Origin of the sequence: Phenylobacterium haematophilum (genome assembly GCF_014196295.1) — a bacterium.
Classification (GTDB): domain Bacteria; phylum Pseudomonadota; class Alphaproteobacteria; order Caulobacterales; family Caulobacteraceae; genus Phenylobacterium; species Phenylobacterium haematophilum.
This window is the reverse complement of record NZ_JACIDK010000001.1, coordinates 527,110-547,616: the sequence shown is the minus strand read 5'-3', so window position 1 is coordinate 547,616 and position 20,507 is coordinate 527,110. Positions and strand designations below refer to the sequence as shown.

The following is a 20,507-nucleotide window of genomic DNA, read 5'->3' as shown; positions in this document are numbered from 1 at the left end:
CGGCGCCCGTCGCGGAGAACCGCGATGTTCAGGAAAGACGCCAGCGCACACCTCGCCTCGGATCGGGCGAGCCTTTACGACGACATCACCTGCAAGATCATAGCCGAGCTTGAGGCAGGCCGCTTCCCCTGGGTCCAGCCCTGGGGATCGGCCTCGGTCAAGGCGCCCCTCGCTATGCCGAGGAACGCCGCGACCGGGCGGCATTATTCGGGGATCAATGTGCTGATCCTATGGGGTGCCGTGATCCAGCACGGCTTTCCCGGCCAGAGCTGGCTCACCTTCCGCCAGGCCCTGTCACTCGGCGGCAATGTCCGCCGGGGCGAACGCGGCACCACCGTCGTCTATGCCGACCGTTTCACGCCGGAGGACGAGAAGCGCCGCGCCCGCGAGGCCGGCGAGGAAGCGGCCGCGATCCCGTTCCTCAAGCGCTTCACGGTGTTCAACGCGGCGCAATGTGACGGCCTACCGGAGGATGTCGCCATTGTGTCTCCACCGCCTCCGCCCGGCCTCATCGAGCCGCAGGTCGAGGCCCTGATCCGGGCCACCGGCATCGACTTCCGCATCGGCGGGGACCGCGCTTTCTATGTCCCTGCGCTCGACTATGTGCAGGTGCCGCCGCCCCAGGCATATTTCGAGCCGATCAACTGGCACAGGACGGCCTTGCACGAGCTGGGACATGCCACAGGCCACCCCTCGCGCCTGAACCGCGATTTCTCGGGTTCGTTCGGCTCGAAGAAATACGCCTTCGAGGAGCTGGTCGCCGAGATCAACGCGGCCTTCTGCTGCGCCTCGCTCGGCATCACCCCTACCGTCCGCCATGCCGACTATATCGGCTCCTGGCTCGAGGTGCTGCGCGAGGACAATCGCGCCATCGTGCGCGCAGCTTCCCAGGCCAGCAAGGCGGCCGACTGGCTGCTCGGGTTCCTGCCGGGCGCCGACGTCGATGCGGCCGACCACGAACGGCGGGCGGCGTAACGAGCCTGAAAACCGGAAAGGCGGAGAAGCGGGCTTCCGGCTTTGCGCCTTGCCGCCCGCCTGGCGCTGCACTCCGAGAGTGAGAGGGCGGCGCTTCGCTTCGTGACGGGTTGGAGGTCGAGAGAGAGGCTCCCGGCCGCCCGTCGCGGAGTAACGAACATGGCGACTGCCATTCAGAAAATCATCCTATCGTCGGCGCGCGACATCCCCTTCAACAAGCTGGTGCTGAGCCAGTCCAATGTCCGGCGCGTCAAGGCCGGCGTCTCGGTCGAGGAGCTGGCCGAGTCCATCGCCCGGCGCGGCCTCATCCAGAGCCTCCATGTCCGTCCGGTCCTCGACGCCGATGGCGCCGAGACCGGCATGTTCGAGGTACCCGCCGGCGGCCGTCGCTATCGGGCGCTCGAACTGCTCGCGAAGCAGAAGCGCCTGGCCAAGACCGCGCCGGTGCCCTGCGTCGTCGGCGACGCCAACAGCGACATCCTGGTCGACGAGGTGTCGCTGGTCGAGAACATGGAGCGCGCACCGCTGCATCCACTCGACCAGTTCCGCGCCTTCTTGGGGCTGCGCGACAAGGGCATGACCGAGGAAGCCATCGCCGCCGCCTTCTTCGTCGGTGTCAATGTCGTGAAGCAGCGCCTTCGCCTCGCCTCCGTCTCGCCGACTTTGCTCGATATCTATGCCGAGGATGGCATGACGCTCGAACAGCTCATGGCCTTCACCGTCAGCTCCGACCATGCCCGTCAGGAACAGGTCTGGGAGGCAGTCAAGGATAGCTGGCAGAAGGAGCCCTATCAGATCCGTCGGATGCTGACCGAGACCTCGGTACGCGCCTCCGACAAAAGGGCCGTCTTCATCGGCGTCGAGGCTTACGAGGCGGCCAGCGGCGTCGTGCTGCGCGACCTGTTCCAGTCGGACGATGGTGGCTGGCTGCAAGATCCGGCCCTGCTCGACCGCCTGGTGGCCGAGAAGCTGAAGACCACCGCCGACGAGATCGCAAGCGAAGGCTGGAAATGGGTCGAGGCCGCCTTGAGCTTTCCCTACGGCCACCAGCACGGACTTCGGGCGCTTGTTGGCGTAACGGTCGACCTGACCGAGGAGGAGAGCGCCACCCGCGAAGCGCTGCGCGACGAATACGACCGACTCGAAGCCGAATACGCCGAAGCCGACGAGTTGCCGGACGAGATCGACGCACGTCTCGGCGAGATTGAACAGGCGCTCGACGCCATCGAGCAGCGCCCGACGATCTACGATCCGGCCGACATCGCCTTGGCCGGCGTTTTCATCAGCCTCGATGCCGACGGCTCGCTGTCGGTGGATCGCGGCTATGTCCGTCCCGAGGATGAACGTCCCGTCGAGACCGATGGCAGCGATGCGCACGAGGTTGACGGTGAAGCGGGCCAGCAGGCCACGCCTGCCGTTCAACGCGCAGTCATCACCATCGGCGGCCAGCCCGCGGATCCGGAGGACGATGAGGAGGACGGCATCAAGCCGTTACCCGAGCGCCTCGTTATCGAGCTGACCGCGCATCGCACCTTGGCGCTGCGCAACGCGGTTGCGGAACATCCCGACGTCGCCTTGACCATGCTGCTGCACAAGCTGGTCAGCGACACCTTCCGGCGCACCGCACCTGCCGGCTGCCTTGAGGCCCGCGTCAATCATATCTTCTTCTCGGCACAGTCCGAGGAGTTGAAGGACAGCCCGCCCGCACGCGAGGTCGCCGAGCGACAGGAGCGCTGGGGCAATCACGTTCCCGACGACGACCAGGCTCTGTGGGACTGGCTCTCCCTGCTCGACCCCGGCACGCGCCTCGATCTGCTCGCCCATTGCGTCAGCTACGGTGTGAACGCCCTGTTCGAGCGGCCCAATCCCTACAGCGGATCGGGCGTCAGCCAGCATGGGCTGGACGTGCGCCTCTCGCAGGCTGACCGGCTGGCACGAGCCACCGGCCTCGACATGGTGGCGGCGGGCTGGAGGCCGACGGTCGGCAACTATCTCGGCCGCGTCACCAAGCCCCGCATCCTCGAAGCCGTGCGCGAAGGTGCGGGCGAGCGGGCTGCCCAGCTCATCGACCATCTGAAGAAGGGCGACATGGCCAAGGAGGCCGAGCGCCTGCTGGCCGACACCGGCTGGCTGCCGGAGCCGCTGCGCCTGGTCGACCTCGACGATGGGCAGACCATCGAACCTGGCACGGAGGCAGACGCCGGAGACGATGCCGCCTTGCCGGACTTCCTCAGCGGGGATGGCGACGACGAAACCGATGAGATCGAGGACGAAGACACCCTGACGATCGCGGCCGAATAGCTGCTTCAACGCGGGATGGCTCCGGCCGTCCCGCACATTCTCAGATCAACCGCAGCCCGGCCATCGCGCCGGGCTTGCTCGTTTCAGGAGCCTAACATGGCCGACTATTTCACCCATTTCTCGTGCCTGCTCGACGTCGGCACGCCCGAGAACGCCGCCCGCGCGCTCGATCTCTACAACCGCCTGTCCGAGGACGGCGCATCGGAGGAACCGCCCTCCGAAGGTTTCCTCCTCTCGATCCAGCCGGAGCATGGCGGCAGCCAGCTCTGGATGCGTGACGACGTGACCGGCGATCCCGAGCGTCTCATCCACTTCGTGAAGCACTGCGCCGCCGAGTTCGGCCTCAAAGGCAGATGGGGCTTCCAATACGCCAACACCTGCTCGAAGCCCCGGCTCGATGGATTCGGCGGGGGCGCGCATGTCCTCGACCTCACCACCGGCGAGACCGTGGACTGGATCTACACCGATGGCTGGCTCGATCAGACCATCTCCGGCGAGGGAGGCCCGCTATGAGCATCCCCTCCTACGCCCGGACCAATTTCCAGACCCTGCTGCGCGCGGCGGGCGACGGCAATCTCGCCCTCATGGAATGCCTCGACGCGGTGACGGGCAGCCCGCGCTACGTCATCTGCGTCGTGGGGCGGGACGATGGCGATTACGTCTTCACGCCCTTCGGCCATCTCGCCGACGGCAATCCCTATGACGCCTATCTACCGCCCGATCCCGGCGATCCCGAAGGCTTCGTGCGCCCCGAGCCGGGAGAGGCGCCATGACCGACATCGACGCCATCTTCGCGGCGGATCGCCAGCATCCGCCGCACGAACGGTCTCTGCCCTGGCCGGAAACCAGGGACGGCATCACCGTGGTCATCGAGCCCAAGCCGCACTGGGCCAACGACATGCGAGCCTTCCGATCCGAGGCTCGCGAATATTGCGCCTATGCCGATTGGGCCGAGAACGGCGCGCGCGCCAGGTTCTTCGGCCATGTCGACACCTGCGGCAATGACCTGATCCGCAAGGCCCGCGCGCTCGTCGCCTGCGAGATTGCGGACGGACACTGGAACTGATCCCCGGAAAAGCGCCCCACCTAACGGTCGGGCGCTTTTTCCATGCCGGCGTCCCGAGAGTGAGAGGGCGGCCGGAACGGGTTTGAGCCGGTGCGGTCGAGAGAGAGCGCCGCGCGGCTCGTCCGTTTCCGCTCTCCTTAAGGCTCACATCATGACCCTGATTTCCGCATCCGTGGCGGCGTCCGCCGCCGCGCCGCTTCCGCTCGGCTCCAATCCCGAACCCGCCGGCGCCATCTTCACGGCCGCCGGTCTGCTGCTGCCCCATCTCGAACGCGGCGAGCGCGTCGACGCCGCCGCCCTGCGTGTGGCGATGGAGACCGCCTTCGGCGCATCGGACGCCACCGGCGCCTGGGACTGGAAGACGGCCTATGACGCCTGCGAGGCGGCGACCGTCCTGTTCCTCCGCAAATACGGACGTGCGCTTTTCCGCAAAGCCGGGTCTCCGGCTGCGCGGCTGTCCGCGCTGTCGAAAATCGCCAACCTTCTGCCGACGCATACACGTCGGTCGACGGAGAGCCAGACCTTCCAGCAATTCTCGACGCCGATCCCGCTCGGCCTCGTCGCCGCCCACGCCGCGGCAATCACTCCGGCCGACCGGGTGCTGGAGCCTTCGGCCGGCACCGGCCTGTTCGCCATCTTCGCCGAGATCGCTGGCGGCGCGCTCGTCCTCAACGAGCTGGCCGACACCCGCGCCGGCCTGCTGTCGCTTCTCTTCCCGGCCATTCCCGTCACCCGCTTCGACGCGGCCCAGATCGATGATCATCTCGATCCCGCCGTCACGCCCAGCGTCGTGCTGATGAACCCGCCGTTCTCCGCAATGGCCAATGTCGAAGGCCGCATAGCCGACACCACATATCGCCATGTCGCCTCAGCGCTGGCGCGTCTGGCTCCCGGCGGAAGACTGGTGACGATCACCGGCGCCAACTTCGCGCCCGACAATCTGGCCTGGCGGGACGCCTTCATTCGCCTGCAGGAGCGCGGGCGCATCGTCTTCTCCGCCGCCATCGACGGCGCGGTCTATGCCAAACACGGCACGACGTTTCCGACGCGGCTGACCGTCATCGACAAGCGGCCCGCCGACGATCCGGCCGTGTTCCCGGCCGCACCCGGCGTTGCCTCGAACGCCGCCACGCTGCTGGGCTGGCTCGACGATCATCTGCCGACACGGCTCGCCGTCGCCCCCTCCCTCACGGTCCCGACCGTCGCGGCTTCCGTCCCTCGCAGCGTGCGCGGCTATATCAACCGCACCGCCAAGGCCGTCCCCGCTGCCGTGCCGATGGCCGAGCCGGAGGGCCTGCCACTCTCATACGAGACCCAGGACGGCCTAGCGGGCGAAGGCGGCCGCTTGTCGGACGGCATCTATGAAGAATACGGATTGCAGGCGATCCGTATTGCCGGTTCTCAGGCGCACCCCACCAGGCTGGTGCAATCGGCGGCGATGGCTTCGGTCGCCCCGCCCAGACCGAGCTATCGGCCGCACCTCCCGGTCAATATCCACGAGCTGCTCTCCGACGCGCAGCTCGAGACCGTCATTTATGCCGGCGAGGCTCACTCCGATCATCTTGCCGGATCGTGGACGGTGGACGCCACCTTCGATGTCGTCACCGCCGCGCGCGAGGATGCGACGAACGCCGCGCGCTTCCGGCGCGGCTTCATGATCGGTGACGGCACCGGCGTCGGCAAAGGGCGTCAGTCCGCCGCGATCATACTCGACAACTGGCTCCAGGGCCGCCGCAAGGCGGTCTGGATCTCGAAGTCCGACAAGTTGATCGAGGACGCGCAGCGCGACTGGTCGGCGCTCGGCATGGAGCGCCTGCTGGTCACGCCGCTGTCGCGCTTCCCGCAGGGGCGGCCGATCACGCTGCCAGAAGGCGTCCTGTTTACGACCTATGCCACGCTACGCTCCGACGACCGTGGCGAGAAGGTTTCGCGCGTCCGGCAGATCGTCGAATGGTTGGGCTCCGACTTCGACGGAGTCCTCATTTTCGACGAGGCGCACGCAATGCAGAACGCCGGTGGCGGCAAGGGAGAACGCGGCGACGTCGCCGCCTCGCAGCAGGGCCGCGCGGGTCTGCGGCTCCAGCACGCGCTGCCGAACGCCCGCGTCGTCTATGTCTCGGCGACCGGCGCCACGACGGTCCACAACCTCGCCTACGCCCAGCGGCTCGGCCTGTGGGGCGGCGAGGATTTTCCGTTCAGCACTCGCGCCGAGTTCGTCGAGGCGATCGAGGCCGGCGGCGTCGCGGCGATGGAGGTGCTGGCCCGCGACCTGCGCGCGCTCGGCCTCTACACCGCCCGCTCGCTCTCCTTCGACGGCGTGGAATACGAACTGGTCGAGCACGCGCTGACCCTCGAGCAGACCCGCATCTACGATGCCTATGCCGGGGCCTTCGCCATCATCCATAACCACCTCGACGCGGCGATGGAGGCGGCCAATATCACCGGCGCGTCCGGCACGCTTAACCGGCAGGCCAAGTCCGCCGCCCGCTCGGCCTTCGAGAGCGCCAAGCAGCGTTTCTTCGGCCATCTGCTCACCAGCATGAAGACGCCGACCCTGATCCGGTCGATCACCAGCGACCTGGAAGCCGACCACGCCGCCGTCATTCAGATCGTCTCCACGGGCGAGGCGTTGATGGAGCGCCGGCTGGCCGAGCTGCCGACCGAGGAATGGAACGACGTTCGCGTCGACATCACGCCGAGGGAATACGTCCTCGACTACCTCGCCCATTCCTTCCCGGTGCAGCTCTACGAGCCGTTCACCGACAGCGAGGGCAATCTGTCGTCGCGGCCGGTCACGCACGATGGCCAGCCCGTCGAAAGCCGCGAGGCCGTCGCGCGCCGCGACGAGCTGATCGCGCAGCTTGCCTCCTTGCCGCCTGTGCCCGGCGCGCTCGATCAGATCGTCCAGCATTTCGGGACGGAGCTGGTGGCCGAGGTGACGGGCCGTTCGCGGCGAATCGTCCGCAAGAGCACGCCTTCGGGCGGCGACCGTCTCGTCGTCGAGAACCGGGCCGCCGCCGCTAATCTCGCCGAAACCCAGGCGTTCATGGATGACAGCAAGCGCATCCTGATCTTCTCGGACGCCGGCGGCACCGGCCGTAGCTATCACGCCGAGCTTTCGGCGCGGAACACGCGGCTGCGCGTCCACTATCTGCTCGAACCCGGCTGGAAAGCGGACGCCGCCATCCAGGGCCTCGGCCGCACGCACCGGACCAACCAGGCGCAGCCGCCGCTGTTCCGGCCCATCGCCACGGACGTCAAGGCGGAGAAACGCTTCCTCTCCACCATCGCCCGCCGCCTGGACACGCTGGGCGCTATCACCCGCGGCCAGCGCCAAACCGGCGGCCAGGGCCTGTTCCGCCCCGAGGACAATCTGGAAAGCCCCTACGCCCGCGATGCGCTGCGCCAGCTCTATCTCCTGCTGGTGCGCGGCAAGGTCGAAGGCTGCTCGCTCGACCGCTTCGAGTCCGCCACCGGCCTGAAGCTGATGGACGCGAACGGCATCAAGGACGAGCTGCCCCCGATCACCACCTTCCTCAACCGGCTGCTGGCGCTGACCATCGAGCTTCAGGGCGTGCTGTTTACCGCCTTCGAGCAGCTTCTCACCGCCAAGATCGAGGGCGCCATCGCCGCCGGCATCTACGATGTCGGACTGGAGACGCTGACAGCGGAAGGCTTCACCGTCACCGGCCGCCAGACGATCTACACCCATCCGGGCACGGGCGCGGAGACCCGGCTGCTCACCATCGCGCAGCGCACGCGCAACCGCCCGGTCACGCAGGACGACGCGCTCGCCTATCTCGGCGAACCCGGCGCCAGGCTGCTGATCAACGAACGCTCGGGCCGCTCTGCCGTCCAGATCCCCGCCACCTCGATCATGCTCGACGATGGTGAGATCGAACGCCGCGTCCGGCTGATCCGGCCGATGGAATCGCACACCGTTCCGGTAAAGATGATGGGTGAGACCCATTGGACCGACGCGGATGGCGACGCCTTCGCCACGGCCTGGGCTGCCGAGGTCGCGGACGTGCCGGAGTTCTCCGACAGCACGATCCATGTCGTCGCCGGTCTGTTGCTGCCGATCTGGAAGCGGCTGCCCAACGAGTCCACCCGTGTCTATCGGCTCCAGACCGACGAGGGCGAGCGGATCGTCGGCCGCAAGGTCTCGCCGGCCTGGGCGGCCAACGCCGCCACGACCGGCGCAGCTACGCTCACGCCCGCCGACGCTTTCGTGGCGCTAATGGATGGCCGCACCATCCTCGACCTCGCCGAGGGGCTTCAACTTCGCCGCGTCCGCATCATGGGCGCCGAGCGCATCGAGCTGTCGGGCTTCACCGACACGATGCGCGAGCGGCTCAACGCCTACGGCCTGTTCCACGAGATCATATCCTGGAAGCTCAGGATGTTCGTGCCGACAGATGCCGCCGGCCCCGTGGTGCTGGAGCGAGTGCTGGACCGCTATCCGGTCCAGCGCATCGGCGAACGCGAGGCGGCGTGATGACCCGTCTCGACGCTTCCGATCTGGCGAACCGTCTCGGCCGGGAGGCCGAGGCGGTATGCCGCCAATATCTCGGCGCCGGCCATCGCCAGGGCAATTACTGGCAGGTCGGCGATGCCCGCAACGCGCCCGGCCGCTCGATGTTCGTTCGACTCAAGGCGACGGCGAAGAGACCGGCAGGCAAATGGACCGACGCCGCCACCGGCGAGCATGGCGATCTGCTCGACGTGATCCGGGAAAGCTGCGGTCTCATCGACTTCGCCGATGTCGTCGCGGAAGCCCGCACCTTCCTCAGCCTGCCGCGTCCCGAACCCGCGCCGGCAACGAAGAAGCGACCACGCACGCCAGCCCCGTTAGGCTCGACCGAAGCGGCGAGACGATTGTTCGCCATGTCACAGCCGATCGGTTGTACCCCCGTAGAGGCGTATCTCCGTCATCGCGGCATTGCGGCTTTGCACGGAACCGGAAACCTCCGTTTCCATCCACGCTGCTACTACCGGCCCGACGATCATGGCCAGACCGAAACCTGGCCGGCGATGATCGCCGCCGTCACCGATCTCAGGGGTACGATCACCGGCGCGCATCGGACCTGGATCGCTCCTGACGGCTCCGACAAGGCGCCGATCGACACGCAGCGTAAAGCAATGGGCGACCTGCTCGGTCACGCCGTCCGTTTCGGGATCGCCGGCGAGGTGATGGCGGCAGGCGAAGGAATCGAAAGCGTCCTGTCAGCACGTCAGGCGATACCGCACATGGCGATGGCGGCGGCGCTCTCCGCTGCCCACCTGGCCGCCTTCCTGTTCCCCGAGCCCCTGCGCCGGCTCTACATCGTCCGCGACAATGACCCGGCGGGCGACAGCGCGCGGGATAGCCTGGTCGAACGGGCGAACACGGCCGGGATCGAGGCCATCGTGCTCTCGCCGGTGTTGGAGGACTTCAACGAGGATCTCCGACGCCTCGGCATCGACGCGCTCCGCGCCAATCTGCGGGTGCAGCTCGCACCGGCAGACGTCGCCCGTTTCTGGCTCGAAGCGGGATAGTCGCCGGCAAGGAGTGTCAGGGCCGCAATCATCATGCCCGCCCGGATGCGTCCAACCCTCGGAGAGGGCCGCGCCTCGGCCTTCGAGAGGGCGATCGGCCGTCAGCCGAGCCGGATCGGCAATGGCTGCGGCCAACGATTTTCCGGCGCGGCCCCCAAAGAAGAGAAAGGGGGGCCGCTTTCCATCGCGAAGCAAAATCGCCGGCCTTCGCCATCCTTCGCTGCGCTTCGGCCCTCTCGCTTCGCTCCGGGTGCAGGTCCGTCCCGCCCGACGGCTTCGTCGCCATGAAGGCCGCGACGGTCGCGGTCCAACCGACGGAGCATCCCATGAGCGAGCACGACGACTACGAACCCGAACACGCTGCATCGCCGACCGACCAGATCGCACAAGAGCTTCAGCTCTACGGCTACCGACCTTCGGAAGACGAAGCCGATCCCAGGCCCGTGCCGGAGGACCGCATCATCGAAGGCGCCGTCGCCGACATCTTCGACGCCTTGATCTCCACCGTGGCCGATACGAGCCTCGATCCTGACCTCGACGACCTCCTCTGGTCCACCGTCAATATGTTCCACCGCGCCGTCGAACGGGCAGACCGCAAGCTCGACGACAACGAGCAGGCGCAGAAACGGCTCCAGCGCGAACAGGACGGATCGGAGGTCAAATCCGTCCAGCTCGAACGTCTCATCGAACTCGGGCAATCATTGATCGAACGGCGCGACAGCCTGGAAGTCTTCCGCGACAGCGCCGCAGACCACTACCACCGCGCCACCGGTTCGCCCTGGTCCCAGCGCACAGGATCGAGGGTCAACCATCGCCACCTCACCGCTGCGATGATCGACAGCCGTGACTTCATCGCCGCCAAACGCCGCGCTGACACCGAGGTGCTCGTGCCAGCCGGCCCGAAGATCGCCTTCTCCGGCGGCGACACCGCCGACCACAAGCTGATCTGGGCCAAACTCGACCAGGTTCACGCCAAGCACTCCGACATGGTGCTGATGCACGGCGGTTCCCCGAAAGGGGCCGAAAAGATCGCCGCCAAATGGGCGGAGACGCGCAAGGTGCCGCAGGTCGCCTTCAAGCCCGACTGGACGAAGCACGCCAAGGCCGCCCCGTTCAAGCGCAACGACGCCATGCTGGCGGTGATGCCGATCGGCGTCCTTATCTTCCCCGGCACGGGCATCCAGGACAACCTCGCCGACAAAGCCAGGAAGCTCGGCATCCCGGTCTATCGGTTCGGCACGGGCGGCGCGTAAGCGCCGCCATCCCTTATTTCACTTCCGTAAGGGCGAAGGCGATCAGGGCTGCTGGCGCCAGAATTGCGTGCTGTAGTTGTTCAGATCGCGGCTGTAGGAATCGACCGTTACCTGGAACGTCTCTGGAATCTTGGCACCGTCACCGCCGTCCCTGAAATAATCTCTCACCGAATAAAGCGCGCCGCGCATCAGGTGTTCCCAGGTCTGATAAAGTCGGTTCTGAAGCTCCTGCTCCTGTTTGGCGGCGCTTGGCTTCCGCGTGGGCACCGGCACCGCGTAGTTGGGGCGCGGGTCGTGGTGATGGACAAAGGTAATGCTACCCCATTGCCATTCGTCCTCGATGGTTCGCCGCCACCGATAGCTCACCCTGACACTCATTTGCGTGGTGAAGCGGTAGGGCGGCACGATCTGGTCATCGACGATGAAGAATTGGGCGTCCTTCTGTTCGGTTTCCAAACGCTGCTTCATAGCCCCAACGGCAAAGGACAAATCATGGCCTGCGCGTCGAAGGGCATCCCCTGTTTCCGCCCGCTTTCGCGGCGCCTTGGCCTCGCGGTGTTTCGCCAACGCCCGGTCGAAGGAATGGAGCTTTGTTCCGATGTGGGAGCCGCAGGCCGCGAGAGGGAGACGGTGCAATTCGCCCGATCGTTCCTCCCGGATTGCCTGGTCGATCAGCCTGTCCAATTCTCTGGCGTCGATCGCCGTGATGGCAGTCTGCTGATCGCGAGGGATATTAATTTCTCCCATGCGGTAGATCCTCGCTCTCTTACTGAAGCATGTGTCACCATGACTGCCTCAAGGCTGAAGACGCAGAATCCGAGTCAGCCAATGCCAACATAGCCGACATACAGTGACTTCGCACGACGGAGGGCATGACATCTATGGACTTATCAGCGGCCCATGCAGAGCAGAGCCACCCCCCGCTTCAAATGCGCTGATCCTTGGTCCGGCCGAGGGCCTGACGCCATCAACCCGTAAAGGGTCGGACTACGCATGCGCGTGCCGCCGCTTCGGCTGCGCCTGTCGCGGTGATTGCGGCCCTCGGCCGAACACATCGGGCGCCTGTCAGCGGGGGATGGACCTCCGCTCGAAACAGGAGCTGGATCAATGTCCTTCCACGACGCACACGCCTTCGCCTTCAGCCTCGCCACCACCCTGATGGCCGTCATCGTCATCTTCCGCGCCGGTGACGGCACGCTCTCGGTCATGCCCGCCAGCGAATATGACGGCGACAGCGTGGCCATCGTCGATGAAATCGACCCTTTCGCCCCATGACCGGCAGAAAATTACCGCGCGCGATGCCGAAACCCTGCTGGTTTCCGCTCCCGCCGACGGCGATGTTCTGCTATGGTTCCGGCCGCGCCGCGGTGGTGGTGGAGGCGCGACCTTCAGACCTTTCTGTCTCGGAGACACCACCATGTTCATTTTTGGCATCATCTTGTCCATCGCAGCCATCGGCTTCTTCTGCTGGCTGCTGTTTACGCTCGCCGTCTTCGCGCTGCCTTTCTTCGCAGGTGTCACCGCTGGCGGCTGGGCCTATCACACTGGCGCAGGCTGGCTGGGCGCAATCCTCATCGGCACGGTCGCGGCCGGGCTGACGCTCGGCTTCGGCCAGGTCTTGCTTGCAACCGTCCGTCCGCTCTGGGCCAAGTTTGCGATCGCCGCGATCTTCGTCGCGCCCGCCGTCATCGCGGGTTATCACGCCGTCCACGGAATCGTGAAACACACCATCCCTTCGGAGACTTGGCAGATCGTCTTCTCGGTCCTCGGCTCGATTGCGGTGGGCATCACGGCGTTTCTGCGCATTGCGGGCATGGCAGCGCCCGACCCTGTAAACCAGGGGCTGGCGCGGGCTTAGGCGGCCCCGACACCGTGGGCGGCAACGCCCGAACAGCGGGGATAGACGCCATCCCTGTCGCCAGAGATCGCGTGGGTGTTGGGCAGGAGCGACGGATCGGAGCCGCGCCCCAAGGCCCGCACCCTCGAGGGAGCTTCGATCAGCGGCACACACGAATGGCGGCAAAGCCCGAACATGGGTGACGGGTTTGTTCTGTGGTGGCCGGGCACGGGAGGGAGCACAACCTGCCTGTCCTGCAAGATGCAACGATGCCGGTGAACCGCCGGTCCTGTTCTCTTGCCGATCGCGAGATGTCGCCGTGCGTCTCCTTCATCTGTCCCGTTGAACGAGCGCACCTCACGGCCTCTCCAATGGCCTGATCTGGCCGAAGACCGGCTTCGCCTCGACCGCCTATGCCGCAACGGCGTGTCGCAACTTTCTTCCCCTGGGTTTCACCCATTCCTCGCGAGACAAGAAAGTCGCGCCTGCGCCGTCCTCCGCTCCGCTTCGGTCGCAAGCGATGCGTCGTCGGTCGCCTCCGGCCCACCGATCGCCATCGAGGCCGCATGGTGCGGGCTCGAAAACGCAAAAAAAGGAGACTTACCATGGCGACCATCGGCACCTTCAAGAAGACCGGCTCGAACGAATTCACCGGCGAAATCGTCACTCTCAGCGTCCAGGCCAAGGGCGTGCGCATCGTTCCCGACCTGCGCGCCACCGGCGAAAACGCCCCCAGCCACCGCGTTCTGGTCGGCCGCGCCGAGATCGGCGCCGCCTGGTCCAAGCGTTCCAACGAAGGCCGCGACTATCTGGGCCTCAAGCTCGACGATCCGAGCTTCAACGCCCCGATCTACGCCAATCTCTTCGACGATGAGGATGGCGAAGGTTACTCGCTGATCTGGTCCCGTCCCAACGGGCGCCGGGGCGACTGAGCCCCCGGAGCAAGGCCCCGGTCGAAAGGCCGGGGCCGCTTACCCGCCAAAACCGAATCAGTTCGGCACGTAGAGCGGCGACGGGCCAGAAGTTGAGCACCACAAACACCGAATTGTGGTGGCGCTCACTCCAAGAACGACTAAAATAGCCGTAGTTCTGGCAAGTGCGTTTCGGCCGGTGGGAGGTGATCATGCATGATCACCGCCCGACAATCACGGGCCGCACGCGCGTTGCTGGGTTGGACGCAGGAGACGCTCGCTGACAAGGCCCGAGTATCGCTGACCGCTCTCAAACGCCTCGAATCCGAAAGCGGGCTTGATGTGTATGAGACGACGCGCGATCAAGTCAGGCGGGCACTGGAAGCCGCTGGCGTCGTCCTTCTGTCCACCGACAAGGGCGAAGGAGTGCTGCGGCTTCATGACGAACACCAGCGACGATCCCCATCCTAGCCGTCGCGCCCACGCGGCGGCGATCCTGCCTGTTTTTCCACGGTCCGCATGTCCTGCGTCAATGACGGCGGCGGATTTGGTTAACAGGATCGCGTCAGGCGAATAGGATGGCCCGGTGACACGATCAGCCCCGCAGTTTCTTGACGAACCACCTCCCGGCCAGGGTCTGACGCCCTATGACCGAAAGCACATGACTTTGTATCTCCGCTTGCTCGACGCCGCTCGCGATGGTGCCGACTGGCGCGAGGCTGTACGGATTCTGTTCGGTCTCGATCCCGAACTCGATCCAAGACGTTGTCGCCTGATCCACGACTCGCATCTTGCCCGTGCGCGCTGGATGTCCGACCGCGGCTATCGAAATCTGGTCCGCGACAGTCAAAGGCACTGACGGAGTGATGCCGCCCCGGCATCGCTCTCTGCCGTCAAGACCTCTTCCCTCAATCAACCTTTCCGGGAAATCATATCGCTCCCGCAATTTGGTCAATCGATGGGAGGAACGCGATGACGCCGGACGCATCCCTGTGGCGCTCGCCCGCGCACTACGATCACATCGATGATCTCACCGCATCCGACCTTGCCTGGGAGTGGCTGCGCCGAAACGATGCTTATGACCATGACTACGAAGCGTTTGATGACGCGCATGTCGATCGACAAGAGCTGACAGGTAAGATCCGTCAGCAATGGGGGTTACGATTTCCCTGTCGATCCTCTGCGCGCCCCACCAAACGCCCCCGTCTTTTGGCTACCGCAGCATGACACCAGCATCCTGGTGCTCGGAGCTTCGCCAGCCGAGTTGGGCCCAGTCGATCCGCCACCGGTTATCGATGCAGCGGTCTCAGTGACCGAAAACAACACTGCTTACTTGCTGTTTGACCTCGGCAGCGGCCAACAACTTCAACTCATTCACCAGGGTCTTGCAGCTACAGCAGCAATCATTCCGCTCGGTGTGGATGGGTTCGATCGCCTCGAAGCCGTTTATCGGCTTCTGGCTGCTCTGCATGGCCGTGCGGTTCCTCCCGACACACGTTTGACTGCCCAGCAACGGGCACGAATGCGCCGAATGCTGCAAGCTTTCGACGGTCATCGGGCCGGCGCGACCGGGCGCGAGATCGCGCAGGTCATGTTCAGAACCGGCGCACTGGACCGCAGCGAATGGCAAACTTCTTCAGTGCGGTATGCCGTCAAGGCGCTGATCCGCGATGCCCGAACTATGATCGCGGGTGGCTATCGCAAACTGCTTCGGCATCGCCGCGCTTTTTAGGCGTAGATGGCTCGCCCGGTGGGCGATTTCGATACCCCCCAACTTCGCCCTCCATCCCGACACTCGCCCTTCGCCATCGTGACCTTCGTCCGCCGCCGATCATCGGCGGCCCCACCGAAGATCACGAAAGGCCGATCCATGCGACCCGACCTCGCCGTTTTGCCGCCGCGCTTTCTGCGCACCAAGGAAGCGGCTGAATTCCTCAGCCTTTCCGCCCGCACGCTGGAGAAACATCGCACCTACGGGACTGGCCCGGCCTATCGCAAGCTCGGCGGGCGCGTCGTCTATTCGGTAGACGATCTCGAAGCTTGGGCCGCGCGTGGCGCGGTGACCTCGACCTCCGATCCGCGGGGCAACGTGCTGCCTGCCAAGCGTCAGGTGCAGCCGCTTGTGGCGCAGCCTGGCCGCTTCGCACGCTGATCGCGGTTTCAGAATGGCGGCGCGGCATCAGTCCCTCTCGGAGCGCGGACAGCTCGACCTGTTCCGGGCGCTCCCCGGCGATTTCGCGCCACGAGACGCGCAGGATCTCATGGCCTATCCGTTCTTCTCCCTCTCCAAATCCCATCGCGTCGCGCCGATCGACTTTTGCGCCGGCAAGATCGCGATCCGGGTCGAGGCTGTCCCCGATCACGGCATGGCGACCATATGGGACGCCGACATCCTGATCTGGGCGGCGAGTCAGATCGTCGAAGCCCGCGACGCGAGGCTTCGCACCTCACGGCTGATGGCCGCCACCCCGTATGAAATTCTCCGGTTCATCGGCCGCGGCACGAGCCTGCGCGATTATCAACGCCTGAAGGCGGCGCTCGATCGGCTCCAGTCCACCACCATTTCGACCACGATCCGCCAGCGCGCCGAGGGCCGACGGCATCGCTTCTCGTGGATCAACGAGTGGAAGGAACGCACCGATCGCAACGGGCGGCCTGACGGGATCGAACTGATCGTTCCCGACTGGTTCTACCAGGCCGTGCTCGACGACGCGCTCGTGCTGACCATCGACCGCGCTTATTTCGATCTCACCGGCGGCCTCGATCGCTGGCTATACCGCATCGTGCGCAAGCATGGCGGCCGGCAACGCAATGGTTGGCGTTTCGACTTCCGTCATCTGCACCAGAAGTCGGGTAGCCTGTCGCCCTTCAAGCGCTTTGCCTTCGAGCTGCGCGACATCATTCGACGCCAGCCACTGCCCGGCTACACGCTGTTTCTCGAAGCCGAAATCGGCGGGCGGATGCTGCTCGCCTTCGAGCCGATTCCGGCCTGTGGACAGACTGTGGATAGCGTCGTGCCATCGGGAACCGGCAGGCGCGTGCTATCGGGAACCACCCCCTCGTGCCATCGGGAACCTAAACAAGGCCTAACCCTCGGCACGAAAAGCGGAATTTGCTCCCCTAACTTAGAGTCTAACAGAGAATCTAACTCTGTAGAGCGGACGCGTGAGGTGGAAAATCTCATCCGCGGCGCCGCAAAGGCCCTTCGCGGTGCTCGCAAGCGGCCGACAGCGCCAACCGCCGAAACCCTGGTCGCGCCGTTGCTTCCCCTTCCGTCACCGGGGAAGAAGCCATGATCGTCGCGCTCCTCAACCAGAAGGGCGGCGTCGGCAAGACGACCCTGGCCCTGAATCTCGCCGGCGAATGGGCACGGCAAGGCAAGCGGGTCACTTTAATCGACGCCGACCCGCAGGGATCGGCGCTGGACTGGTCGCAGCAGCGGGCGCGCGAAGGACTGCCGCGTCTGTTCGGCGTCGTCGGCCTGGCGCGCGACACATTACACCGGGAAGCGCCGGAACTGGGGCGCACCGCCGACGTGATCGTGATCGATGGTCCGCCGCGTGTCGCAGCGCTGATGCGCTCGGCGCTCCTCGCCGCCGACCTGGTGCTGATTCCGGTGCAGCCGTCGCCACTCGATGGCTGGGCTTCCGCCGAGATGCTGACGCTTCTTGCGGAAGCGCGCATCTACCGACCGGATCTCACCGCCCGCTTCGTGCTGAACCGCTGCGGCGCGCGCACTGTGCTCGCCCGCGAAACGGCCGAGACGCTGGCCGATCACGATCCGCCGGTGCTCACCGCCACCATCAGTCAGCGCGTCGCCTTCGCGGTCGCCGCGCAATCGGGACGGCTGGTGTCCGAACTGGACGACGAAACGCCCGCCGCGCGCGAGATCGCGGTGCTGGTAGCGGCGATCGATGCACTCGACACAGGAAGGACGACGCCATGAGCGAACGCCCGACCCGTCGCGGATTCGCCTCACGCCCAGCCGATCCGGAGCAGTGGATCAAGGCGGCAGATAGTGCGCCGCGCGACAGCGACGCCGGCAGTTTTTACGCACGGCTCACCATCGACGTGACGCCAGAGCTGCGCGGCCGGATCAAGATCGCCGCCTTCCGGCGCGGCGTCACCGTCGCCGACATGCTGCGCGAGCTGCTCGCGCGTGAATTTCCCCTTGACCCCGATGGAGACCATCCATGACCGGCAACGCGGCTCCTCGCGTGCTCGGCGGCTCCGTGCCGATCGCACACGCATCCGACGACCTCACCCATGTCGAATTGACCTGGGTGGAAAAAAGAATCGAGAACTGGATCAGGTTCGGCCGCGAGGCGCGAGAAACCATCCTCGACCGCCGCCGCCGCGTGCTGTCGTTCCGGCCCGGCAGCACCTTCGCCTTCGTCCGTTGGGCGTCCAATGACTTCGGCACGATCATCTCGCGCATCGACATCGTGTGCGCCGTCAGACCCGGCGATGCCTATCAGACGCTGCCCTTCGTGCGCCCTGGCGGCGACATCCTGCTCAAGATCGAGGGCTGGCCGAATGTCCAACGGGTGCTCCGCCATATCGATGCGGTGGAAGCCGCTGGGATCGACCCTTGCGAGGTCGGCGCCGATCACTGGCGCCATGTCGCCAACCGTCTGAGCGCCGGACATGAGCCGCGTCCCTACACGGCCGAGCGCCATCAGGCGTGGCTCAAGCGGCGGGAGATCGAGCGATGACCCGCTTCGGCTATGTCATGGTGACGTATTTCTCTATCATGGGCGTCGCCATCGCGTCGTTCGTTCCGACGCCGCTACGCCTCGTGTGGAACGCCTCGGCCAGCGTGCCAATCGGCCTCTATGACCTCGATCCGCCCCGCCATCTGGCGGTCGGCGATCTGGTCGCCGTCATGCCGGACAAGCCGCTCGCCGATTTCATGGTCGAGCGCGGCTATATCGGGCGCGGCTTGCCGCTGATGAAGCGTGTCGCCGCACTTCCCGGTCAACAGGTCTGCCGCACCGGCGATGCCGTGACGGTCGATACCGTGCCGATCGGCGGCGCGCTCGACCGTGATAGACATGGCCGTCCGCTGCCGGTCTGGCAGGGCTGCCGCCGCATCGCGGATGGCGACATCTTCCTGATGAATCCGTCCGTCCCCGACAGCCTTGATGGCCGCTATTTCGGCCCGATGCCGGCACGCACCGTCATCGGCAAGGCGACGCCGATCTACACCGACGAGGCCGGCGATAGCCGTTTCGTTTGGCGGGCCCAAACCTCAACGACCACGCACTGACCCGCTTCCCATCGGCGGGAGCGGTGCTCGCCGATGGGTCTTCCAACGCCACCGCTAAGGAAACCACCATGCCACAGATCGGGACATTTACGCACGACGAAGACGGCATTGGCTTCGTCGGACATCTGACAACACTGATGCTGGCTCAGGACATTCTCATCGTCCCGGCCGAGCCATCAGACGCCGAGAACGCGCCCCAGTACCGCGTCCATATCGTCGATGGCGAGACCGGAGAAGCGGGCGCGGAGATCGGCGCCGGCTGGAAGCGCACCGGGGAGCGCGCGGGCGGATACATTGCTGTGGTGATCGACGATCCGGCACTGCCGCAGCCGGTCCGCGCCAACCTGTTCCGCAACGACGATGCCGGCAAGGACTGGTCATTGCATTGGAGCCGTCCCGCCAAGCGCGACGCGAAGGACTGACGCCATGCGCAGCACCGTCCTCCTCCTCCTTTCCGGCCTCGCGCTTGCTTGCGTTCAATCCGTGCCGTCGCTCGCCGATCCCGTCGCGACCGCCCGGCCAACGCCGCGCGATCCTTACGCCGATCATGTCGCGGAAGCGGCACAGCGCTTCGAGCTTCCGGCTGCATGGATCTGGGCGGTGCTGCGCGCGGAAAGCAATGGCGATCCGCGCGCCGTCTCGCCCAAGGGGGCGATCGGCCTGATGCAGATCATGCCACAGACCTGGGTGGGCCTGCGCGTCCGTCACCGTCTCGGCGCGGACCCATACGACCCGCACGACAACATCATCGCGGGCGCGGCCTATATCCGCGAGCTGTTCGACCGCTACGGCTCGCCTGGCTGGATCGCCGCCTACAATGCCGGTCCCGGTCGCTATGAGGCGTCGCTGAGCGGCCGTCCGTTGCCATCCGAAACCCGCGCCTATCTCGCCAATGTGGCACCAGCGCTGGACGGCAACGGTGCGACCAGACCTACCGTCGTGGCGGCCGTCGATCCGCTGGCGTGGACCCGTGCGCCGCTGTTCATCGGACAGCCGGATCGCCGCCCCGCTGCCGATCCTGTGCAGGCCGAGCGCTCCTCGACCGATACGGGACAGACGCCAGCAGTGCGCGACGTTTCTGCCATCGTGCCGCAATCCGGCGGGCTGTTCGTCGCCCGCGCTGATACGGGGACGATGCGATGAGCACCGTAGTTCCCGATCGCACGATAGCGGGCGCTGGCGTATTCCGGAGAGCGCAGAGGTGGAGCACAGGCAACACGACCGAAGGATGGCAGGATAAAAGGCCGCAATGTGCGGCTTTGGCCGGTCGTGTTGTTTCAAGGACTTATGAGGCGTTTTCGCGATGTGCGGCGTTGCTGCGCACCTCGCGGCCATGCCGATTTTCTCATCTGTTCCG

At 65.8% G+C, this 20,507-nt stretch carries 24 protein-coding genes; 23 read left to right on the top strand and 1 reads right to left on the bottom strand.

Translation table 11 applies throughout. The annotated features are described in order from the left end of the window. Positions 1–24: 24 nt before the first annotated feature. The 8 genes from GGQ61_RS02760 to GGQ61_RS02725 all read left to right on the top strand — a co-directional run bounded on the left by GGQ61_RS02760 (position 25) and on the right by GGQ61_RS02725 (position 11,133). Positions 25–975: an ArdC family protein gene (locus GGQ61_RS02760; RefSeq protein WP_066650625.1), complete on the top strand. Its 951-nt coding sequence runs from the start codon at positions 25–27 to the stop codon at positions 973–975. Between the two features lie 42 nt (positions 976–1,017). Then, positions 1,018–3,276: a ParB/RepB/Spo0J family partition protein gene (locus GGQ61_RS02755; protein ID WP_246370427.1), complete on the top strand. Its 2,259-nt coding sequence runs from the start codon at positions 1,018–1,020 to the stop codon at positions 3,274–3,276. A gap of 96 nt (positions 3,277–3,372) precedes the next feature. Further along, on the top strand, positions 3,373–3,789 hold the full coding sequence (locus tag GGQ61_RS02750) for a hypothetical protein (protein ID WP_066650626.1): 417 nt from the start codon (positions 3,373–3,375) through the stop codon (positions 3,787–3,789). Next, positions 3,786–4,049 (top strand): DUF6117 family protein, encoded by a 264-nt coding sequence (locus tag GGQ61_RS02745; protein ID WP_054362409.1) that lies wholly within the window; start codon positions 3,786–3,788, stop codon positions 4,047–4,049. The genes GGQ61_RS02750 and GGQ61_RS02745 overlap by 4 nt, the downstream gene beginning before the upstream one ends. Further along, positions 4,046–4,342 carry a hypothetical protein gene (locus GGQ61_RS02740; RefSeq protein WP_054362410.1) on the top strand — a complete coding sequence of 99 codons (297 nt, stop codon included), beginning with the start codon at positions 4,046–4,048 and terminating at the stop codon, positions 4,340–4,342. The genes GGQ61_RS02745 and GGQ61_RS02740 overlap by 4 nt, the downstream gene beginning before the upstream one ends. A gap of 151 nt (positions 4,343–4,493) precedes the next feature. After that, positions 4,494–8,840: a strawberry notch family protein gene (locus tag GGQ61_RS02735; RefSeq protein WP_183769784.1), complete on the top strand. Its 4,347-nt coding sequence runs from the start codon at positions 4,494–4,496 to the stop codon at positions 8,838–8,840. Continuing rightward, complete coding sequence (locus tag GGQ61_RS02730) at positions 8,840–9,880, top strand: DUF7146 domain-containing protein (protein WP_054362412.1); 1,041 nt, start codon at positions 8,840–8,842, stop codon at positions 9,878–9,880. The genes GGQ61_RS02735 and GGQ61_RS02730 overlap by 1 nt, the downstream gene beginning before the upstream one ends. Before the next feature lie 326 nt (positions 9,881–10,206). After that, positions 10,207–11,133 (top strand): DUF2493 domain-containing protein, encoded by a 927-nt coding sequence (locus tag GGQ61_RS02725; RefSeq protein WP_054362418.1) that lies wholly within the window; start codon positions 10,207–10,209, stop codon positions 11,131–11,133. 42 nt (positions 11,134–11,175) lie between these two features. Here GGQ61_RS02725 and GGQ61_RS02720 read toward each other — a convergent pair whose 3' ends face one another. After that, complete coding sequence (locus GGQ61_RS02720) at positions 11,176–11,880, bottom strand: hypothetical protein (RefSeq protein ID WP_054362413.1); 705 nt, start codon at positions 11,878–11,880, stop codon at positions 11,176–11,178. A 360-nt stretch (positions 11,881–12,240) separates the two neighbouring features. Between GGQ61_RS02720 and GGQ61_RS02715 the strand changes: the two genes are divergently transcribed. The 15 genes from GGQ61_RS02715 to GGQ61_RS02645 all read left to right on the top strand — a co-directional run bounded on the left by GGQ61_RS02715 (position 12,241) and on the right by GGQ61_RS02645 (position 20,293). Then, complete coding sequence (locus GGQ61_RS02715) at positions 12,241–12,408, top strand: hypothetical protein (RefSeq protein WP_183769783.1); 168 nt, start codon at positions 12,241–12,243, stop codon at positions 12,406–12,408. Continuing rightward, the gene (locus GGQ61_RS02710; protein WP_246370425.1) at positions 12,383–12,991 is read left to right on the top strand and encodes a hypothetical protein; all 609 of its coding nucleotides are present in this window, start codon (positions 12,383–12,385) and stop codon (positions 12,989–12,991) included. Before GGQ61_RS02715 ends, GGQ61_RS02710 begins: the two co-directional genes overlap by 26 nt. 584 nt (positions 12,992–13,575) lie before the next feature. Further along, the gene (locus tag GGQ61_RS02705) at positions 13,576–13,902 is read left to right on the top strand and encodes a DUF736 domain-containing protein (RefSeq protein ID WP_054362415.1); all 327 of its coding nucleotides are present in this window, start codon (positions 13,576–13,578) and stop codon (positions 13,900–13,902) included. A 195-nt stretch (positions 13,903–14,097) separates the two neighbouring features. Next, a complete protein-coding gene (locus GGQ61_RS02700; RefSeq protein WP_082730590.1) occupies positions 14,098–14,352 on the top strand; it encodes a helix-turn-helix domain-containing protein in 255 nt (84 codons plus the stop codon). A gap of 115 nt (positions 14,353–14,467) precedes the next feature. Next, entirely contained in the window at positions 14,468–14,740 is a 273-nt protein-coding gene (locus tag GGQ61_RS02695) for a DNA -binding domain-containing protein (protein WP_082730589.1), read from the top strand. 113 nt (positions 14,741–14,853) lie between these two features. Continuing rightward, entirely contained in the window at positions 14,854–15,108 is a 255-nt protein-coding gene (locus GGQ61_RS02690; RefSeq protein WP_183769782.1) for a transcriptional regulator domain-containing protein, read from the top strand. Positions 15,109–15,190: 82 nt separating this feature from the next. Next, positions 15,191–15,613, top strand: a complete 423-nt coding sequence (locus GGQ61_RS02685; RefSeq protein WP_231731395.1) for a DUF2285 domain-containing protein — start codon at positions 15,191–15,193, stop codon at positions 15,611–15,613. A 138-nt stretch (positions 15,614–15,751) separates the two neighbouring features. Continuing rightward, positions 15,752–16,033, top strand: coding sequence for a helix-turn-helix transcriptional regulator (locus GGQ61_RS02680; protein ID WP_066652962.1), 282 nt, complete (start codon positions 15,752–15,754; stop codon positions 16,031–16,033). Continuing rightward, positions 16,002–17,177 (top strand): replication initiator protein A, encoded by a 1,176-nt coding sequence (locus GGQ61_RS02675; RefSeq protein WP_425500948.1) that lies wholly within the window; start codon positions 16,002–16,004, stop codon positions 17,175–17,177. Before GGQ61_RS02680 ends, GGQ61_RS02675 begins: the two co-directional genes overlap by 32 nt. Next, positions 17,174–17,827, top strand: coding sequence for a ParA family partition ATPase (gene parA, locus GGQ61_RS02670; protein ID WP_066652959.1), 654 nt, complete (start codon positions 17,174–17,176; stop codon positions 17,825–17,827). Before GGQ61_RS02675 ends, parA begins: the two co-directional genes overlap by 4 nt. Next, positions 17,824–18,078: a hypothetical protein gene (locus tag GGQ61_RS02665; RefSeq protein WP_066652957.1), complete on the top strand. Its 255-nt coding sequence runs from the start codon at positions 17,824–17,826 to the stop codon at positions 18,076–18,078. The genes parA and GGQ61_RS02665 overlap by 4 nt, the downstream gene beginning before the upstream one ends. Then, the gene (locus GGQ61_RS02660) at positions 18,075–18,596 is read left to right on the top strand and encodes a DUF2840 domain-containing protein (protein ID WP_066652954.1); all 522 of its coding nucleotides are present in this window, start codon (positions 18,075–18,077) and stop codon (positions 18,594–18,596) included. Before GGQ61_RS02665 ends, GGQ61_RS02660 begins: the two co-directional genes overlap by 4 nt. Beyond that, entirely contained in the window at positions 18,593–19,150 is a 558-nt protein-coding gene (locus GGQ61_RS02655; protein WP_066652952.1) for a S26 family signal peptidase, read from the top strand. Before GGQ61_RS02660 ends, GGQ61_RS02655 begins: the two co-directional genes overlap by 4 nt. A 68-nt stretch (positions 19,151–19,218) precedes the next feature. Then, positions 19,219–19,572, top strand: coding sequence for a DUF736 domain-containing protein (locus tag GGQ61_RS02650; RefSeq protein WP_054362442.1), 354 nt, complete (start codon positions 19,219–19,221; stop codon positions 19,570–19,572). Positions 19,573–19,576: 4 nt separating this feature from the next. Further along, positions 19,577–20,293 carry a lytic transglycosylase domain-containing protein gene (locus GGQ61_RS02645; RefSeq protein ID WP_054362443.1) on the top strand — a complete coding sequence of 239 codons (717 nt, stop codon included), beginning with the start codon at positions 19,577–19,579 and terminating at the stop codon, positions 20,291–20,293. The last annotated feature ends 214 nt before the right edge of the window (positions 20,294–20,507 follow it).